The 17,507-nt window shown below is 62.9% G+C and carries 15 protein-coding genes; 10 read left to right on the top strand and 5 right to left on the bottom strand.

Annotation, left to right across the window (positions count from 1 at the left end):
• The first annotated feature begins 53 nt into the window (after nucleotides 1-53).
• From DWV00_RS07435 to DWV00_RS07410, 5 genes are all read left to right on the top strand, one after another.
• Nucleotides 54-1,466: a sodium:solute symporter family protein gene (locus DWV00_RS07435; protein WP_115532940.1), complete on the top strand. Its 1,413-nt coding sequence runs from the start codon at nucleotides 54-56 to the stop codon at nucleotides 1,464-1,466.
• Nucleotides 1,467-1,601: 135 nt separating this feature from the next.
• Entirely contained in the window at nucleotides 1,602-2,771 is a 1,170-nt protein-coding gene (locus DWV00_RS07430) for a sialidase family protein (RefSeq protein WP_245964779.1), read from the top strand.
• A gap of 146 nt (nucleotides 2,772-2,917) precedes the next feature.
• Nucleotides 2,918-3,706, top strand: a complete 789-nt coding sequence (locus tag DWV00_RS07425) for a DeoR/GlpR family DNA-binding transcription regulator (RefSeq protein WP_115532938.1) — start codon at nucleotides 2,918-2,920, stop codon at nucleotides 3,704-3,706.
• 46 nt (nucleotides 3,707-3,752) lie between these two features.
• Nucleotides 3,753-4,436 (top strand): SDR family NAD(P)-dependent oxidoreductase, encoded by a 684-nt coding sequence (locus DWV00_RS07420; protein ID WP_115532937.1) that lies wholly within the window; start codon nucleotides 3,753-3,755, stop codon nucleotides 4,434-4,436.
• Between the two features lie 159 nt (nucleotides 4,437-4,595).
• Nucleotides 4,596-4,754 carry a VOC family protein gene (locus DWV00_RS07410; protein WP_220274665.1) on the top strand — a complete coding sequence of 53 codons (159 nt, stop codon included), beginning with the start codon at nucleotides 4,596-4,598 and terminating at the stop codon, nucleotides 4,752-4,754.
• Nucleotides 4,755-4,791: 37 nt separating this feature from the next.
• On the opposite strand, the gene DWV00_RS07405 is transcribed toward DWV00_RS07410, so the two are convergent.
• Both DWV00_RS07405 and DWV00_RS07400 read right to left on the bottom strand, forming a co-directional pair.
• The gene (locus tag DWV00_RS07405; protein WP_115532936.1) at nucleotides 4,792-6,213 is read right to left on the bottom strand and encodes a heavy metal sensor histidine kinase; all 1,422 of its coding nucleotides are present in this window, start codon (nucleotides 6,211-6,213) and stop codon (nucleotides 4,792-4,794) included.
• Nucleotides 6,210-6,881: a heavy metal response regulator transcription factor gene (locus DWV00_RS07400; RefSeq protein ID WP_115532935.1), complete on the bottom strand. Its 672-nt coding sequence runs from the start codon at nucleotides 6,879-6,881 to the stop codon at nucleotides 6,210-6,212. The genes DWV00_RS07405 and DWV00_RS07400 overlap by 4 nt, the downstream gene beginning before the upstream one ends.
• A gap of 234 nt (nucleotides 6,882-7,115) precedes the next feature.
• Here DWV00_RS07400 and DWV00_RS07395 point away from each other — a divergent pair, with 234 nt between their 5' ends.
• The 3 genes from DWV00_RS07395 to DWV00_RS07385 are packed head-to-tail and all read left to right on the top strand — an operon-like array spanning nucleotide 7,116 to nucleotide 9,102.
• Nucleotides 7,116-7,637, top strand: coding sequence for a cytochrome b/b6 domain-containing protein (locus DWV00_RS07395; protein ID WP_245964778.1), 522 nt, complete (start codon nucleotides 7,116-7,118; stop codon nucleotides 7,635-7,637).
• A gap of 24 nt (nucleotides 7,638-7,661) precedes the next feature.
• Nucleotides 7,662-8,435, top strand: a complete 774-nt coding sequence (locus DWV00_RS07390) for a molybdopterin-dependent oxidoreductase (protein ID WP_115532933.1) — start codon at nucleotides 7,662-7,664, stop codon at nucleotides 8,433-8,435.
• 58 nt (nucleotides 8,436-8,493) lie between these two features.
• Nucleotides 8,494-9,102 (top strand): hypothetical protein, encoded by a 609-nt coding sequence (locus tag DWV00_RS07385; RefSeq protein ID WP_115532932.1) that lies wholly within the window; start codon nucleotides 8,494-8,496, stop codon nucleotides 9,100-9,102.
• 61 nt (nucleotides 9,103-9,163) lie between these two features.
• On the opposite strand, the gene DWV00_RS07380 is transcribed toward DWV00_RS07385, so the two are convergent.
• From DWV00_RS07380 to DWV00_RS07370, 3 genes are all read right to left on the bottom strand, one after another.
• Complete coding sequence (locus DWV00_RS07380; RefSeq protein WP_115532931.1) at nucleotides 9,164-10,030, bottom strand: MBL fold metallo-hydrolase; 867 nt, start codon at nucleotides 10,028-10,030, stop codon at nucleotides 9,164-9,166.
• The gene (locus tag DWV00_RS07375) at nucleotides 10,027-11,526 is read right to left on the bottom strand and encodes an aminotransferase class V-fold PLP-dependent enzyme (RefSeq protein ID WP_115532930.1); all 1,500 of its coding nucleotides are present in this window, start codon (nucleotides 11,524-11,526) and stop codon (nucleotides 10,027-10,029) included. The genes DWV00_RS07380 and DWV00_RS07375 overlap by 4 nt, the downstream gene beginning before the upstream one ends.
• A 313-nt stretch (nucleotides 11,527-11,839) precedes the next feature.
• Nucleotides 11,840-12,793, bottom strand: coding sequence for a LysR family transcriptional regulator (locus tag DWV00_RS07370; RefSeq protein ID WP_115532929.1), 954 nt, complete (start codon nucleotides 12,791-12,793; stop codon nucleotides 11,840-11,842).
• 448 nt (nucleotides 12,794-13,241) lie between these two features.
• Here DWV00_RS07370 and DWV00_RS07365 point away from each other — a divergent pair, with 448 nt between their 5' ends.
• Nucleotides 13,242-14,558 carry an ABC transporter substrate-binding protein gene (locus tag DWV00_RS07365; protein WP_115532928.1) on the top strand — a complete coding sequence of 439 codons (1,317 nt, stop codon included), beginning with the start codon at nucleotides 13,242-13,244 and terminating at the stop codon, nucleotides 14,556-14,558.
• Complete coding sequence (locus DWV00_RS07360) at nucleotides 14,555-17,473, top strand: bifunctional diguanylate cyclase/phosphodiesterase (protein WP_115532927.1); 2,919 nt, start codon at nucleotides 14,555-14,557, stop codon at nucleotides 17,471-17,473. Before DWV00_RS07365 ends, DWV00_RS07360 begins: the two co-directional genes overlap by 4 nt.
• Nucleotides 17,474-17,507 lie beyond the last annotated feature (34 nt).

The following is a 17,507-nucleotide window of genomic DNA, read 5'->3' as shown; positions in this document are numbered from 1 at the left end:
GCCGAGACGCGCACGACGTGCGCGTCCGACTCTTCCAATATTCGGAGACATGAATGAATACGTTCAACGACTGGGATACCGCGATCATCGTCGCGATCGTCGTGGTCTATATCGTCGTCACCGCGTGGGTCAGCATCCGGCTACGCAGTCGCACGACCGAGCAGTTCATGGTGGCCGGCCGCGCCACGCCGGCGATCGTGGTCGCCATCCTGCTGATGTCCGAATTCATCGGCGCCAAGTCGACGATCGGCACGTCGCAGGAAGCGTTCAAGGTCGGCGTATCGGCCGCGTGGTCGGTGTTCGCCGCCTCGATCGGCTTCCTGCTGTTCGGCCTGTTCATGGCGAAGCGGCTCTATCAATCCGGTGAATTCACGATCTCGGGTTTCATCGCCCAGAAGTACGGCAACACGGCGAAGCTCGTCGTGTCGGCCGTCATGATCTACGCGCTGCTGATCGTAAACGTGGGCAACTACGTCAGCGGCGCAGCGGCGATCTCGACCGTGCTGAAGGTCAACCTGCCCACCGCCGCGCTGATCACCGCGATCGTCAGCACCATTTACTTCGCATACGGCGGCCTGAAAAGCGTTGCGTACGTGACGATCTTCCATAGCGCGGTCAAGCTCGTCGGTATTGCGGTGCTCGTCTGGGTTGCGCTGTCGATGACGGGCGGCATCGCGCCGATGGTCAAGGCGATGCCCGCGCACTACTTCACCTGGAACGGCTCGCTCGGCGGCGGAACGATCGGCGCGTGGATCATCGGCACTGCCGGCGCGATCTTCTCGACACAGTTCATCATCCAGGCAATTTGCGGCGCGAAATCCGCCAACGATGCCCGCAATGCGACGCTGATCGCCGCCGCGCTTTGCGTGCCGATCGGGATCGCGCTCGGCCTGCTCGGGGTTGCCGCGAAGTTCCTGTTTCCGAACATGAACGGCCTGTATGCGCTGCCCGTGTTCCTGCAGCATATGCACCCGCTGCTGTCGGGTCTCGTGACCGTGTCGCTGGTTGCATCGATCTTCGTGAGCGTCAGCACGGTTGCGCTCGCCATCGCGTCGCTGGTCGTCAAGGACTTCTACGTGCCGCGCTACCGGCCCACGCCTGAACGCGAATTGCGCGCGACGCGGCTCATCTCGCTCGCCGTCGGATTCGTGCCGCTGATCTTCGTGCTGTTCGTGCCGCAGATCCTCGCGCTGTCGTTCTTCACCCGCGCATTGCGTCTGACGGTCACCGTCGTCGCGCTGATGGGCATTTATCTGCCGCTGTTCAACAGCAGCCGCGGTGCGATTTGGGCGCTCGTGGTCGCGACGATCGCGACCACGGTCTGGTACCTGCTGCACAACCCCCTCGGCATCGACAACATGTATGTCGCGCTCGTCGTGCCGGCGATCGTGATGTGTCTCGAGCGCCTGTTCGGCTCTCAAGGGGGTGGCAGCAGCGTGCGCCACGCGACTCAGTCCGACGCGTAATCCCAATCGAATGACCCGCCGGGGCCTGCCCGCCCGCATGTCCGCATGCGTGGGCAATGGCACCGGCGGTTGGTGGAAAGCAAACGAGGTTCGATCATGACAAGTTCTTCCGTGTTGCCCGACGAGGCGACGACGATGCCCGGGCGCCTGCATCCTGCGGCAGGCGACGATATTCGCATCGACGCCTACCTGCCCGCCGCCACCGTGCAGAATCACGCGGCCAATCTCATCTCGCTGACAAACGGCGACCTTCTGTGCGTCTGGTTCGGCGGCACGCAGGAAGGCGTGCCCGACATCTCCGTCTACCTCTCGCGCCTCGACGCAGGCTCGAGCGCATGGACCGCCCCGGTGCGGCTGTCGGACGATCCGACTCGCTCCGAGCAAAATCCGATCCTGTTCGAAGCGCCTGAGGGCAAGCTTTGGCTGATCTACACCGCGCAGTTGTCCGGCCATCAGAACACGTCGATCGTGCGCCGCCGCATCTCGTCGGATAACGGCCGCACGTGGGGGCCGATCGAAACGCTGTTCGATACGCCGGGCACGTTCGTGCGGCAGCCGATCGTCGTTGCGCCGGACGGCGCGTGGCTGTGTCCCGTGTTTCTGTGCCGTGTCGCGCCGGGCGAGCGCTGGTCCGGCAACGACGATATCAGCGTCGTGATGCGCTCGCTTGACAACGGCGCGACGTGGCACCGGCATGAGGTGCCGGGCAGCGTCGGCTGCGTGCACATGAGCATCCAGCCGCTTGCCGACGGTTCGCTCGTCGCCCTATTCCGTAGCCGCTGGGCCGATCATGTCTACTTGAGCCGGTCGCGCGACGGCATCGAATGGGACGTGCCGAAGCCGCTCGATCTGCCGAACAACAACTCGTCGATTCAATGCGTCACGCTTTCGAACGGGCATCTGGCGCTCGTATTCAATCCGAGCAGCGCCGCGCAGAGCACCGGCCGCCGTGCATCGCTGTACGACGACATCGAGGACTCCGAAGACAGCGGCGAGCTGGCGACACAGGCTGCCTCGGCGCACGGGACGGCATTTTGGGGTGCGCCCCGAGCGCCGATGACCGTCGCCATCTCGAAGGACGGCGGCCGCACCTGGCCGCTGATGCGAAACCTCGAAACCGGCGACGGCTATTGCATGACGAACAATTCGACGGACAAGCTGAACCGCGAGTTCTCGTATCCGACGATCGTGCAGTCGGCCGACGGCCGCCTGCATGTCGCGTTCACCTATTTCCGGCAACGGATCAAGTACGTGAGCGTTACGGAGGATTGGGTGGCGGCAGGCGAACGCGTCGCCGCCGCATAGCAACGGGCGGCGGGTGGCGGGTGGCTCGGATGCGGCGCGCGCGGGATAGTGTGGAGAAAATGGATACACTACGTCGGCGCCGGCGCATCGGCGCCGCAGCCCGCCGCGCCGATGCGCGGTGCTCCCTACCCTCCGCCGATTCGATCATGAAAGTTGCCCGCCGCCGCGAAGCGATGCTCCAGGCCGTCCTGTCCGGCATGACCGAGGTGGCCGCGTTGTGCGACCACTTCGGGATGTCGGAAGCTACCGTCCGCCGCGATTTGCGCGCGCTCGCCGATGAAGGACTGATCCTGCGCACGTACGGCGGCGCGGCCTCGGTCAGCGCGCATGCGCCGGAAGAGTCGCTCGAAGAACGGCGCCATAGCTTTCAGGCGGAGAAGGACGCCATCGGCATCGCGGCGGCGCGGCATGTGGCCGACGGCGACACGGTGTTCCTCGACGGCGGCACGACGACGGCGGCGCTGGCGCGAGCACTTGCGCTTGCCGGCCGGCGCGATATTCACGTGATCACGAACAACCTGCTTGCAGTGCAGAGCTTGGCCGGCAGCCATGTGCCGCTGACGCTGATCGGTGGAGAGGTGCGCGAGTCGAGCATGAGCACGCTCGGTGCGCTGGCCCAACTTGCGCTGACGCGGATTACGGTCGACAAGGCGTTTCTCGGTGCCGACGGTGTCGTACCGGGGCGCGGATTGTGCGAGGCGACGCCCGAGCAGGCCTACCTGAAGGAGTGCGTGATCCGGCAGGCCGCGAGCGTATTCGTGCTGGTGACGGCCGACAAGCTCAACCGCGACAGCCAGCAACACTGGGCGCCCATCGAAAAACCGTGGACGCTGATTACGGACGCGACGCCGTCGCACCCGAGCCTGCATGCGTTCGAGACGCTCGCGGGTGTCGCGATCGAATCGGTCGCGGCGGACGACGTCGCGTTGAATTGAATCGAAGCCGCCTCAAGCGGCTTCGCGTTGAACGGCGGGACTGCAAGTGGAATCGGAAAAACGAATCGTCGTGACGGGCGCGAGCTCGGGAATCGGGCATGCGATCGCGCAGCGTCTGCTCTCGGACGGCTATCGCGTGGTTGGGCTGAGCCGCACCGCGCCGGATCTGGCGGATCCGCGCTTCGAGCATCGGGCGGTGGATCTTGGGGATCTTGGATCGATCTCACCGCTCGCTTTTGAACTCGGCGCAGTCGATGGGCTCGTGCATGCGGCGGGTTTCATGAAGACCGCGCCGCTCGGGCAACTGGATGCGGCGAGCGGCGAAGCGATGTGGCGGCTGCACGTCGGTGCGAGCGCGGCGCTCGCAGACGCGTTGCTGCCGGCCATGCCCGACGGCGGCCGAATCGTGCTGATCGGCAGCCGGGTGTCGGACGGCGCGGCTGGGCGCAGTCAATATGCGGCGGCGAAAGCCGCAATGGTCGGGATGGCGCGCTCGTGGGCGCGTGAACTGGCGCCGCGCGGGATCACGGTGAATGTCGTATCGCCGGCTGCGACTGAGACGCCGATGCTGAAGGATGGGAATCGCGCGTCGAGCGCGCCGGTAGTGCCGCCGATCGGGCGTTATGTGAAGGCGGAGGAAGTCGCAGCGCTCGTGGCGTTCTTGATCGGCGATGCCGCCGCGGCGATTACCGGGCAGCAGATTATGGTTTGTGGGGGGAGTTCGTTGTGAGCAAGTGTTGCAGCGATGGCAAATACTTCCTTGCGTCGGCGTGTGCGGCATCAGGGGCAGAAAAATCGACGTGAGACGCGTTCTCGAGGACCAGGCTCGGGCAAGGCGGCACGCCAATATTACGCGTTTCTTGTCAGCGAGGCCGAATTCACGGAAATCATGGGCCGCATGGAGGCCCGCAAAGTTCGGTACTGGGCCGATCCGGCACAGCACCGCGAGGGCGAGATCAACACGCGCGACGGCGGGCGTGGAGCGTATTTCGAGGATCCGAACGGACATCTGCTTGAAATACTGACGCGCCCGTATAGCGGGCATTAGAAGCGCGCTGCCGACACCGCTAGGTCCGGCCACCTGGCTACGCCTGCACCACCGCGCTTTCCGTCTCCCGCGGAAAGCGCAGCGTAAATTCGACCCATCCGTCCTGAGTGCAATCCGCCGACACGCTGCCGTCGTGCAGGCGCATGATGGCCTGCACGATCGACAAACCGAGCCCGCTCGATTCGGTGGAATTGCTGCGGGCCGTGTCGCCGCGATAGAAGCGGTCGAACAAGCGCGCGAGTTCGTCGCGCTCGATTCGCGGCCCGCGATTGCCGATCACGATGCACGCGCCGGTCTCGTCCTCTTTCCCGCGCATCCGCACCACCGTGCCCGGCTCCGCGTAACGCACGGCGTTGACGGCCACATTGCTGATCGCACGCCGGCACATGATCGCGTTCGCAACAATTTCGCCGCTGGCATCGACCTGAAACGTAACGCCTCGCTCGTCCGCAATGCCGTCGAAGTACTCGACTATCGACTCGAGTTCATCGCGAATATCGATCCGCTCGCGATCGATACGCTGCTGCCCGTGATCTGCCTGCGCGAGAAACAGAATGTTTTGCGCGATACGCGCAATCCGCTCGAGTTCCTCGAGATTCGACTCGAGCACGCCTCGGTATTCCGCGACGCTTCGCTCATGCGCTAGAGCGACCTGCGTCTCGCCGATCAGCACGCCGATCGGTGTGCGCAACTCGTGCGCGAGATCCGCGGAGAACTGCAGCAAACGTTCGTAGCCGTGCTCGAGACGATCGAGCATCGCATTGAACGACGCCGCCAGGCTTTGCAGTTCAGCGGGCGCACGAGCCACTTCGAGGCGAGCAGACATGCGGTTCGGTGAAATCTCCGCGGCCTTGTCCGCCATCAGCCTGAGCGGCATCAACCCGCGGCTCGTGACCCAATAGGCCAGCGCTAGCGTGACCAGCACCGCGCAAATGACGTTGATCCACACCCGGATGAGATAGACATGCAGCACGCGCGCCTCCTGCGTCATCACGTGCGCGGCGATAATCTGCACCACCTCGCCGCTGTCGCCGATTTGCGCCTGCGCGGCGACCCAGCGCATACGCACGCCGTCCGGACGCTTGCCCTCGTACAATGCGTCGAGCCCGACGCTGCGCGCAACGGGCACGATATGGAACGGCGGCAGCGCCATATGATCGGGGTTCACGTCGATGATCGGGGCCATGCCAGGGCGCCGGAAAATAATGACGTCCTGGCTGTCGCCGAGCATCGTCTCGAAGAGCTTGGGGCGCGCTTCGATTTCCTTGATCGTGTAGAGATCGTGCAGCAGCGAGCGAAAATGCTCGACGCGGCCGATCAGTTGATAGTCGGCTCGCGTGGACAATGCCAGGTTCGTGGCATGGTACAGCGCCGCCCCCACCATGCCCACCACCACGCATACGATCGCGGCAAACGAAAGTGCGATACGTACCGCAAGCGAACGAGAAGGCCGTCTCACGAATCTTCCCCGAATGAATAGCCAATGCTGCGCACCGTGTGAATCAGCTTCAGATCGAACGGATTGTCGATCTTCGCGCGCAGCCGCTTCACGGCGACGTCGACAACGTTGGTATCGCTGTCGAAGTTCATGTCCCAAACTTCCGAGGCGATCAGCGTGCGCGACAGCGCCTCGCCCTTCCGTTTGCAAAACAAATGCAGCAGCGCAAATTCCTTGTTGGTCAGCGTGATGTCGAGCCCCTTTCGCATGACCTTGCGGCGCAGGACGTCGACGTGCAGATCCGCGATCGTGAACGTATCCGACTCGCGCATCACGCCGCGCCTGAGCAGCGTGCGGATACGCAGGACGAGTTCGGTGAACGAAAACGGTTTGACGAGGTAATCGTCGGCGCCGAGTTCTAGACCATGGATACGATCGGTCACATGATCGCGCGCGGTCAGAAAAATGACAGGCAAGTCACGTTTCGCGCGCAATGCCGACATGACTTGCCATCCGTCGATGCCCGGCAGCATCACATCGAGCACGATCAACTCGTACGGGTTGGCCAATGCCTGATGCAGACCGTCCGTGCCGTTGCGCGCGAGATCGACCTGATAGCCGGACTCGGTGAGGCCTTTCTTCAGATAATCGCCGGTCTTGCGGTCGTCTTCGATAACGAGAATGGTCATGCTGGCGCAACCCTGATTGCATTGGCGACATTCTAGCGACGGCACGCGATTCCCGCGAAAAATGACAAAAAAGTCATGGACGGGTCATCGATCGATCAGCGGCCGCTCTCTACCATGCGAAGCGTTTAGGCTCGATCGAACGCGAGGCATGACGTGCAAAGGCAAACGCTTCAACCCGTCCAACCCCTGTGGCTGCGCATCACGCATTGGCTCAATGCGCTCGCCATTCTGATCATGGTGACGAGCGGCTGGCAGATCTACGATGCCTCCCCGATCTTCAAGTCGCTGACATTTCCGCCTGCGGTCACGCTGGGCGGCTGGCTCGGCGGCGCGATCCAGTGGCATTTCGCGGCAATGTGGCTGCTGGTGGCGAACTTCATCGTCTATCTCGCCATGAACATCGCAACCGGACGCTTCCGGCGCCGTATGTTCCCGCTGAGCATCAAGCGCGTATTCGGCGATGCCTATGCCGCGCTGCGCGGCAAACTCGGCCACGACGATCTCTCGCATTACAACGCCGTTCAGAAGTTTGCTTATCTGGCCGTGGTGTTGGATCTTGTGGTCGTCATCCTCTCGGGCCTCGTCGTCTGGAAATCGGTGCAATTCCCTGCGCTTCGCACGCTGATGGGCGGCTACGACAACGCCCGCGTCGTGCACTTCTTCGGCATGAGCTTTCTAGTCGCCTTCTTCGTCGTGCATGTGGCCATGGTTGCCCTCGTGCCGCGCTCGCTCGTGCTGATGATCCGCGGGCGCTAGCGCCTCTCCAAGGAACTTTCGACCATGTCGCTCAAACTATTCAACGCCAGACCGGACGCCGACCTCATCATCAAGGACGCGGCGAAGGAATTGAAAGCGCCCGCCCGCCGCCTATTCGGCAAGCGCATCCTGTCGCTCGGGGGGCTTGCCATGTTGTCGGGCTGCAGCATCAGCGACGACAAGTCCGTCAACGCCATGCTGCGCAAGATCTCCTCGTTCAACGACGAGGCACAGGCATTCCTGTTCGATCCGAACAAACTCGCGCCGACCTACCCCGAGTCGATGATCACGCGGCCGTTTCCGTTCAACGCGTTCTACGACATCGATGAAGTGCCCGAAGTCGATCCGTCGACCTACAAGCTGACGGTGGGCGGCCGAGCGATCGGCAAACGCGTGTGGACGCTCGACGAGCTGCATGCGATGCCGCAGGAAAGCCAGATCACCCGGCACATTTGCATCGAGGGCTGGAGCGCGATCGGCAAATGGGGCGGCGTGCGTTTCGCGCGTTTCCTGGCTCTCGCCGGTGCGGACACAAGCGCGAAGTATGTGGCCTTTCACTGCGCGGACAACTACTCCACGAGCATCGACATGCCGACGGCACTCCATGCGCAGACGCTGCTCACGCTCACTTACGACGGCCAGATCCTGCCGCCGAAATACGGCTTCCCGATGAAGCTGCGCATGCCGACCAAGCTCGGCTACAAGAACCCCAAGCATATCGTCGCGATCACCGTCACCAACGAATACCCGGGCGGCTATTGGGAGAACCAGGGCTACAACTGGTTCGGCGGTTCATGAGGCCATCGCCTCGCATTTACTCACCATTCACTCACGTTCGACACCACAAGGAGATTCCATGTCGACTCGAATCAAGCTGGCCGTCAGTGCACTCACGCTTTCGCTCGCGTCCGCGGCTTTCGCTCAAGCCCCGGCAAAACCGGCACGGATCCGCGGCGACATCGTTTCGCTGTCCGGCGACACGCTCACCGTCCATCGCCGCAGCGGCGACACCGTGAAAATCGCCGTGAAGGCCGACACGCCCGTCACCGCGCTCAAGAACATCAAGCTGCAGGACATCAAGCCGGGCTCGTTCGTCGGCACGGCCGCGATGACCGGCGTCGACGGCAAGCTCACCGCGACCGAAGTGCTGGTGTTCCCCGAAGCTGCGCGCGGCACGGGTGAAGGCCACTACGCGTGGGACATGGGCCCGAGCAGCACGATGACCAACGCAAACGTCGATCAGGTGGTCCAGGGTACCGACGGCCGCAACCTGAAGCTTTCGTACAAAGGCGGTTCGAATGCGGTGACCGTGCCGGAGAATGTGCCCATCGTGACCTTCGCACCGGCCACGCATGCCGACCTGAAGCCCGGCAAGCAAGTGTTCGTGGTCGCGGCTCCGGCAGGCGCAGACTATACGGCGCAACGCATCGTGGTGGAGAAGGATGGTGTCAAGCCACCGATGTAAGCGAGCGCGCATCGGATGAAGCCGATACGCCCGCCGGGTCATGCCGGCGGGCGACGTCTATCTAGATGCCATTGAGGGGAATCTTGATGTATCTCACGCCGTTGCTCTCCGCGTCCGGCATGCGGCCGGCGCGCATGTTCACCTGAACGGACGGAAGCAGCAGCGCCGGCATATCCAGCGTCTTGTCCCGCGCCGTGCGCATTGCCACGAACGTCGATTCGTCGATTCCCTCGCGAACGTGAATGTTTTCCTCTCGCTGCTGTGCGACCGTGCTCATGAACTCGACGCTGCGGCCGCCCGGTTGGTAGTCATGGCACGTGAAGAGTTTCGTGTCCTTGGGCAAGCCGAGAATTTTTTCGATCGAGCGGTACAGTGCTCCGGCATTGCCGCCGGGGAAATCGCAGCGCGACGTGCCGTAGTCGGGCGCAAACAGCGTATCGCCCACGAAAGCCGCCGTATCCGGGCCGTCCGTCACCACGTAGGTGATGCAGGCCGGTGTATGGCCGGGCGTATGAACGGCTTTGATCTCGAGCGTCCCGAGCTGCAGGGTGTCGTTGTCGTCCAAAAGCCGATCGAATTCTCTTCCGTCGCAGGTCGAGTCGGAGGTCAAGTTGAAGACCGGCCCGAAAATCTCCTGCACTTGGACAACCCCCGCGCCGATCGCGATGCTTCCGCCGATTTTTTCACGCAGATACTGGGCGGCCGAGAGGTGGTCGGCATGCACGTGCGTTTCCAAGAGCCATCGCACCTTCGCGCCGAGTTCATTCACACGGGCCACGAGTTTATCCGCGCTTTCCGTCCACGTGCGCCCCGATTTCGCGTCATAGTCGAGCACGCTATCGACGATCGCGCACTCGCGCGTCCGGCTGTCGCACAGGAGGTAGCTGACGGTCGACGTGCGCGAATCGAAATGGCCTTCGATCATCATAGGCTGGACGCTCCCGTCGAAGCATGGACGCGCGTCGCCAAACGGCTCCAGAGCGCGCCCGATCGGTTTCCGGTTCGGCAATACGCGAGAACGGGCTTGGGTAAAGCGTCGACCAAGGCGCCGAATGCATCGACTTCCGCATCGCCGATGCGGCCGGGCACGATCGGCAGATAGCGCGCATCCATGCCCAGTTCACGCGCGGCCGCGGCGATTTCCTCGAAGGCCGGTTGATCGGCGCCTTCCCCGTCGGGCCGATTGCAGATCACGGAGCGGAAGCCCGCGTCGTGAATGGCCTTCAGATCGGCGGGCGTGATTTGCCGCGAGGCGCAAAAACCGCTCGAAGCAGTCGACCGGCATTGCTCGAGGGCGCGGCGGAAACAGGAAACGGCGAAGTCGACGTCCTGCTCCGTCGTAAAGCGGCCCAAGCTCACGCGTACGGTCCGGCCCGCCGCATCGGCATCCAGGCCGCTCGCCGTCAGCACGTGGGATGGCTTACCGGCCGCCGAATTGCATGCGGACGTGGACGACACGGCAAGCGCGTCGCCGAGCATGAACGGGTAGAAGCCGGGCACACCCACGGTCAAGCTCAAGGTATGAGGAATACGGCGCGCCGTGGCGGCGTTTTGGGTGACGTCTCCCAGTGCGAGAACGGCATCCACCAACCGAGTACTCAGCGTGGCGATCCGTGCCGCGTCGCTGTCGAGTTCCGACGCTGCCACCTCACACGCCGTTCCCATCCCGACGATCTGGTGCGTCGCGAGCGTACCCGAGCGCAAGCCGCGCTCGTGTCCGCCGCCGTGCATCTGCGGCGCGATACGGGCGGTGATGTCGCGGCGGACGAATAGCGCGCCGATACCTTTGGGTCCATAGACCTTGTGCGCGGACATCGACAACATGTCGATTCCAAGCGCCTGCACGTCGATCGGCGTTTTGCCGAGCGCCTGCGCCGCGTCGACGTGGAGCAGCGCGCCGGCTGCGTGCACGATCCGAGCGATCGCGGCAATGTCCGTCAGCGTGCCGAGTTCGTTGTTCACGAGCATGAGCGACACGAGCCCCGTTTCCGGGCCGATCGCGGCGGCCACGGCGCCGGCGGTGATTTCGCCGTTAGGCGTCGGCGACAGATAGGAAACCGAAAAGCCGCGCTTCGAGAGGCTCGCCATCGTATCCAGAATGGCCTTGTGCTCAATGCAGCTCGTAATCAGGTGACGCTTGCCGGTTGCGGCATCCGCATAGCCTTTGAGCGCGAGATTGTTCGACTCGGTCGCGCCTGACGTCCAGATGATTTCGTCGGCGCTCGCGCCGATGAGGGCGGCGACCTGCTCTCGCGCCCGTTCCACCTTGGCCCGCGCCTGCGTGCCGGCCGCATGCGAAGTAGACGCGGGATTGCCGAATACGCCGTCCACACCGAGACACACCGTCATCGATTCGATCACCCGCGCATCTGCCGGTGTGGTTGCCGCATAGTCGAGGTAATGCAACGTATCGTGTTCGCTCATGATCCTTCTTCGCCACTCAGGTATGGGGAAATGATACGGTGGCCCAGAAGGAAAAAGTCTCCAAAATTAGCTGAGAGTTGGATCGTTCGTAGAAAAATTTTTTACTCACCCCTCCCTGAGCGGCGACACGAATCCACGCCCGCGACTGCAAATCCCCGTCGTCTCGAAACCTGACGACGGGCGCGGAAGCCGTTACCTGGGCCGAAACGAAGCTCGGGCAAGCGTGTGCTCGAATCGAAGGCAAGATGGATAGCGGGGCTTTTAAGCGCGACGAGTAGATGCACGTCAAGGAACGCCAGCAGTCGCAGCTCCCTCAGGCGCGATGCCGCTCCGGCGGTTTCGCGATCACACCGTCCATCACGGGCGCGCCTTGCTTGATGAGAAAGTCCCGAAACAGCGCCGTGACCTGCGAGATACGCCGGTCGGCAAGCGTGACCACATACCACTCACGCTCGATCGGGCTTCCGGGGAAACGCAATTGCCCCAACAACCCGGTCCGCAATTCGAGCGCGCACGCATGCAGCGATAGGAACGCCACGCCGAGACCGGCCTCGGCCATCTGCTTGATCGCCTCGTTGCTCGACAGCTCCGAACCGATATGAAACTTGTGGCCCGAGGACTTGAACAGGTTTTCGACGGTCGTTCTCGTGCCGGCGCCGCGCTCGCGCACAAGCAAATGCGCCGCCTCGAGATCCGTCAAGCTCACCCGCTTGCGCCGCATGAGCGGGTGCGACGGCGCGGCGACGAACACCATGGGGTGCTTCGCGAACTCGACGGCATGGGTGCGCAACTCCTTCGGCGCACTTCCCATGACCGCGAGATCGATCTCGTGCGCGGCCAGCATGCGGATGATCTCATCGCGGTTTCCAACCTTGAAGTAGCTCTTGACGTGAGGACGCGTCGCCGTGAATTTCACGAGCAGCGGCGGGATCAGATATTCGGCCGTCGTGATCGCGCCGATTCGAAGCGTGCCGCCTAGGTCGCCCGTCAGCGCCGCGACTTCGTCACCGGCCTCGCTCCACAAATGCAGAATTTCGCGCGCATAGCGGCCGACGATTTCGCCCGCGGCGGTCGGCTGCACGCCCCGTCCGACGCGCTGAAGCAAAGCCGCGCCGACGGCCTCTTCCAACAGCCGGATCTGCAGCGAAACGGCGGGCTGGGTCAGATTCAGTTCTTCCGCGGCACGCGAGACACTGCCGAGCCGCGCCACCATGTCCAGCGCCCTCAGTTGCCGGAACGTCGCCGTCTTACCTATTAGCGAATACATATGCGTCGCCTCTAAACATTAAGCTGCCTTGGTCTAGGGCGAACTATATCGTCATACCAGGAAAGCCGCCATCCATCGAAGGGCGGCTATGAAGCACGCCGATGCCCGCGCCGCACGCGTTCCCCGGCATCGTGACGCGCCGCCGGCCGCATAAAGCTTGAATAAGCGCGCTGACCGCCTAGGGAGTTTTCCGTAAGGTGTTGTGCGTAGCGCCCCACGCGACGCCCACGGCGCCTGCAAGACCGCCTCGGCACCCGATTCGGCACACCGAATCGCCGCTAAAGGTTGATCGCGCGATGCCGTTATGCAGATACCGATTCGCTCGCACTATCCGCCGCCATGGACACACTCACGCGCTTCGACCCGTGCCGGCATTTGCCGATTGCGACTGCTTGCGTGACGCCGCCGGCTCCGATCGATCTCGCCTCGAATCGAGGAGCGAACTGACGTGCGATACCTCCACCGCGCCCTCCTCTTGGCAGGCATTGCCGCACTGGCGCTGGTGTCGCTGTGCGGCTGCCGGCACCATGACCGGCAAGACCAGTACGACCGTTCTACCGCGAGCGACGCATCGGCGCCGGCCCGCACCACGATCACCGCGTTGATCTGGGCGCCCGATTGGCCCGAACAGATGCTCCAGATCGCCGAGGAATTCGGCAAGCTCAATCCCGATATCCACGTGAACGTGCAGTTCATGATCGGCAATTCGGTCGAAGAGAACATCAAACCTCGTGTCGCATCCGGCAACCTGCCCGATCTCGTCAGTGTGAACCCCAATGCGTATGCGGCGGAACTGGCGGATCAGGGCGTCCTCGCCGACGTGGGCGGGACATCCGCGTGGCAGAACATGCTGGGCGCGCTCAAGAGCGATTGGACAAGCCGGCAAGGCAAGAAATTCGGGATCTCCGGCGGCGTAGCCACGACGCTGATCTATTACAACGAGGCCATGTTCGCGAAGGCAGGGATCAAGACACTGCCGACCAACTTCCGAGACTTCCTCCGTGTTTGCGAGCAGTTGAAACGGGCGGGCTTCGTGCCGATCATGTGGAACGGCGGCTTCCCGAACATGCTCGGAAACGGGCCGTTCGCCTCCGGCTTCGCCAACGACATCGTGGCACGAGAGCCCGACTGGAAGCGCAAGATCGCCGATGGTTCGTTGAAACTCGACACGCCCGCGGGTGCCGATATCTTTGAAAAGATCGCGTTGATACCCGAGCGCGGATACGTGCAGAAAGGGTTCATGGCGACCGACTACGACGGCGGGATCCAATTGTTCAAGGATGGAAAGGTCGCCATGGCTTTCCACGGCAGTTGGGCCGCCGGTCTCTTGCTGCACGGCAATCGTTTCAAAGTAGGCATCTTCATCCCGCCTTGGAACGCACCCGGACAGCAAGTGGTTCCCGTTATCGGCAGCGAAACGGGGTTCGCCGTCTGCGATACGCCGAATAAGGCGGCGGCCATGCGCTTTCTCGAGTTCATCGCCGGCAAGGGCTTCCCGATTCTTCAGCACAAACGCCGGAACATTCCGCCTTTCAAGCACGTCGAGGGCACGGTCGTCACGGATCAGGCGATGGTCGACTACACGAACGCGGTCAGTCGTTACCGTGTCACGTCGAGCCCGTACTATTCGGTGCTGCCTTCGAACTCCATCGAGCAATTGCACCGGTTGATGCAAGACGTGCTGCTCCAGAAGATTTCGCCTCGTCAAGCCGCCAAGCTGCTTGACGAGTCGATCAAGAATCAGGCAACGATGCACTACAAATGAGCGCGATCATTGCCCCACTGCGACGCGTGTTCGCCTACCTTTCGCTCGACGTCTTACGCCGCGTTGAAATCCGATATCGGCTGATCACCGCGTTCGTCTTGCTTTCGCTGCTGCCGCTCGTGAGTTCGGGCTTTATCGCCTATGCGAAGTCGACCGCGGCGATCAAGGAGAAGGCGGAGATCTTTTCGCGGGGGGCGGTCAAGCAGGTCTCGCGCAACATCGCGCTGCGCATGGAGCAGATCGAGATCGACAGTAGCCTGCTCGTTCTGTCCGATCGCGTGCAAGGCGATCTCACGCAAGTCACGAACGGCAACGCGAAAGAGCAGATCGAGGCGCGCGAGGACATGACGCGGCTGCTGCTCGACCACTACGGATCGATCGACTACGTCAATCAGAAGTATCTGCTCGATGGCGACAACCGAGTCATGGACACGCAGGCGTTCGCGCGGCTGACGCATGGCGTGGTCAAGCTGGTCGAACAGGCGCATCGCCAAGACGGCCGGCCTTATTGGGGCAGCTACGACAGCGGCTTCGGCCAACGCGATCTCGGCATGGTCCGCGCCATCATCGGCAAAAGCGCCAACCGGCAAATCGGCAGCCTCGTGCTCGTCGTTCGGCCCGAGCATTTCTCTACCGTCTTCCGCGATTTCGCCTCGGGGAGCGGCGCCAATATCTACGTGCTCGACGCCGGCAATCGCCAGGTGATCGTGCGCGCCAACGGCACCGCGCTCGACGCCGACCGCGTGGCCGAACCGAAGTTGATGGAACAGATCGCTCATGCGCAGGCCGCGAGCGACACGGGCGGCATCGTCGAGTTCGAGAGCCGGCGCGGCGGACGCTATCTCGCGGCCTACGACCCGATTCCCGGCACGACCTGGTTCGTCGTGAGCACGACATCGGAAAAGGCACTGACGGCGCAGGCGCAGTCCGCGCGCAACCAGATCGTGCTGGTCGGCATCGCGGGCTTTCTGCTTTCGATCTTTCTGGCCTACTTCATTTCGCACAGCATTACCGTTCCGCTGAAGCGGCTCGTGCAGAAGATGGACGACACGGGCAACGACGCGGGCGCGGAAGCCGACGTGCCTGACGAGGTACCCTGCGGCGCGCATCGCAGCGATGAACTCGGAAGATTGGCCCGGCGGTTCGACCGCATGAGCGCGGCGATCGGCCAGAAGATCCAGAAGATCAACGAAATCAACGCGCGCCTCGAAGAGACCGTAACGGAACGAACAGCCGAACTCGCCAGGAGCGAGCAAGATTTCCGTACGCTGATCGAGAATTCCCCGGACACGATTGCGCGCTACGACCGCGACTTGCGCCGCACTTATGCGAATCCGGCGTTCTGCTTGCTTGCCGGGCGCAGTTTGAAGGACGTGCTCGGCAAGCGGCCGTCGGAAGTGCCTGGCGGCGAGAGCACCCTCGCCTACGAGCAAAAGATCACCGAAGCGATTGCGACCGGAAAGAGCGCGCACCTCGAGTTGAAATGGGTCGGCTCGAACAAGCGGGAACAGTGCACCCATATTTCACTGACGCCCGAGATCGACCCGTCCGGCAAAATCAACTCCGTGTTGGCGACCGGGCGCGATCTGTCGGATCGCATGGCGTTCGAGGAAACGATCTGGAAGCAGGCCAACTTCGACACACTGACCAATCTGCCGAACCGGCAGATGTTTCATGATCGTCTGGAACACGAAGCCCGGATGTCGGGTGCCGACGGCAAGCGCATGGCATTGATGCTGATCGACCTGGATCGCTTCAAGGAGGTGAACGACTCGCTTGGGCACGACCAGGGGGACGTTCTACTCGTGGAGGCCGCGAAGCGCATCCGCTCTTGCGTGCGTGAATCGGACACGGTCGCTCGCCTCGGCGGCGATGAATTCACGGTCATTCTTCCGATGCTCGAGGGGACCGATGGCGTGAGACGGATCGCGGGCGCCATCGTCGAAAAGCTGGCCGAACCCTTCACGCTCGGTACCGACGAAGCGTTCATCTCGGCCAGCGTCGGGATCACGATCTATCCCGACGATGCGACCGAACTCGACGTGCTTTTCAAGAACGTCGATCAGGCGATGTACGCGGCAAAGAACGCCGGGCGCAACCGCGTCGGGTATTTCACGCAAGATCTGCGCGTGGTGGCGGAAAAGCGGCTGCGGCTCACGAGCGACTTGCGCTCCGCCATCATCGGCAAGCAGTTCGAGCTTTACTACCAGCCGATCGTCGCACTCGCGACCGGTGAGATTCGGAAAGCCGAGGCGCTGATTCGCTGGATGCACCCCGAGCGCGGCATGATCAACCCAACCGAGTTCATTCCGTTGGCGGAAGAAACGGGACTCATCGTGCCGATCGGCGATTGGGTGTTCCGGCAGGCGGTGCAGCAGGCGCGGCGGTGGCGGACGCTGTTCGGGCCGGCGTTTCAGATCAGCGTGAACATGTCGCCCGTGCAGATCCGGCAGGACAGCCTCGTGTGCGCCCACTGGTCGGAGCATCTCGCGCAGGAAGGAATGCCCGGGCAGGCCATCGCGGTCGAAATCACCGAGGGGCTGCTGCTCGACGCAGAGTTGAACGAGAAGCTGCTGACGTTCCGTGACGCCGGGGTCCGTGTGTCGATCGACGACTTCGGCACCGGGTACTCGTCATTGGCTTATTTGAAGCGGTTCGACATCGATTACCTCAAGATCGACCGGTCGTTCGTGCACAACCTCGGGTTCGACGCCGACAATCAGGCGCTGTGCGAGGCGATGGTCGTTCTCGCGCACAAGCTCGGGCTGGAGGTCATCGCGGAAGGGGTCGAGACGACGGAACAGCGCGATTTCCTGCGGGGGATCGGCTGCGATTTTGCACAAGGATTCTTGTATTCGCAGCCGATTCCGCCGGAGAGGTTCGAGGCTCGGTTTGCTACTGTGCTGGTGGCTTGAGGGGAGAAAGGCGCCGCGAAATGACCGTGCGCCT

It is taken from the genome of Trinickia dinghuensis (assembly GCF_003367175.1).
Lineage (GTDB): Bacteria > Pseudomonadota > Gammaproteobacteria > Burkholderiales > Burkholderiaceae > Trinickia > Trinickia dinghuensis.
This window is presented reverse-complemented; position numbering and strand designations above follow the sequence as displayed.

What these genes read in the sequence shown, in the direction of transcription:
- DWV00_RS07435 (WP_115532940.1), top strand. Translation starts at nt 54, where the DNA reads ATGAATACGTTCAACGACTGGGATACCGCGATCATCGTCGCGATCGTC.
- DWV00_RS07430 (WP_245964779.1), top strand. Translation starts at nt 1,602, where the DNA reads ATGCCCGGGCGCCTGCATCCTGCGGCAGGCGACGATATTCGCATCGAC.
- DWV00_RS07425 (WP_115532938.1), top strand. Translation starts at nt 2,918, where the DNA reads ATGAAAGTTGCCCGCCGCCGCGAAGCGATGCTCCAGGCCGTCCTGTCC.
- DWV00_RS07410 (WP_220274665.1), top strand. Translation starts at nt 4,596, where the DNA reads ATGGGCCGCATGGAGGCCCGCAAAGTTCGGTACTGGGCCGATCCGGCA.
- DWV00_RS07400 (WP_115532935.1), bottom strand. Translation starts at nt 6,881, where the DNA reads ATGACCATTCTCGTTATCGAAGACGACCGCAAGACCGGCGATTATCTG.
- DWV00_RS07395 (WP_245964778.1), top strand. Translation starts at nt 7,116, where the DNA reads ATGGTGACGAGCGGCTGGCAGATCTACGATGCCTCCCCGATCTTCAAG.
- DWV00_RS07390 (WP_115532933.1), top strand. Translation starts at nt 7,662, where the DNA reads ATGTCGCTCAAACTATTCAACGCCAGACCGGACGCCGACCTCATCATC.
- DWV00_RS07385 (WP_115532932.1), top strand. Translation starts at nt 8,494, where the DNA reads ATGTCGACTCGAATCAAGCTGGCCGTCAGTGCACTCACGCTTTCGCTC.
- DWV00_RS07380 (WP_115532931.1), bottom strand. Translation starts at nt 10,030, where the DNA reads ATGATGATCGAAGGCCATTTCGATTCGCGCACGTCGACCGTCAGCTAC.
- DWV00_RS07375 (WP_115532930.1), bottom strand. Translation starts at nt 11,526, where the DNA reads ATGAGCGAACACGATACGTTGCATTACCTCGACTATGCGGCAACCACA.
- DWV00_RS07370 (WP_115532929.1), bottom strand. Translation starts at nt 12,793, where the DNA reads ATGTATTCGCTAATAGGTAAGACGGCGACGTTCCGGCAACTGAGGGCG.
- DWV00_RS07360 (WP_115532927.1), top strand. Translation starts at nt 14,555, where the DNA reads ATGAGCGCGATCATTGCCCCACTGCGACGCGTGTTCGCCTACCTTTCG.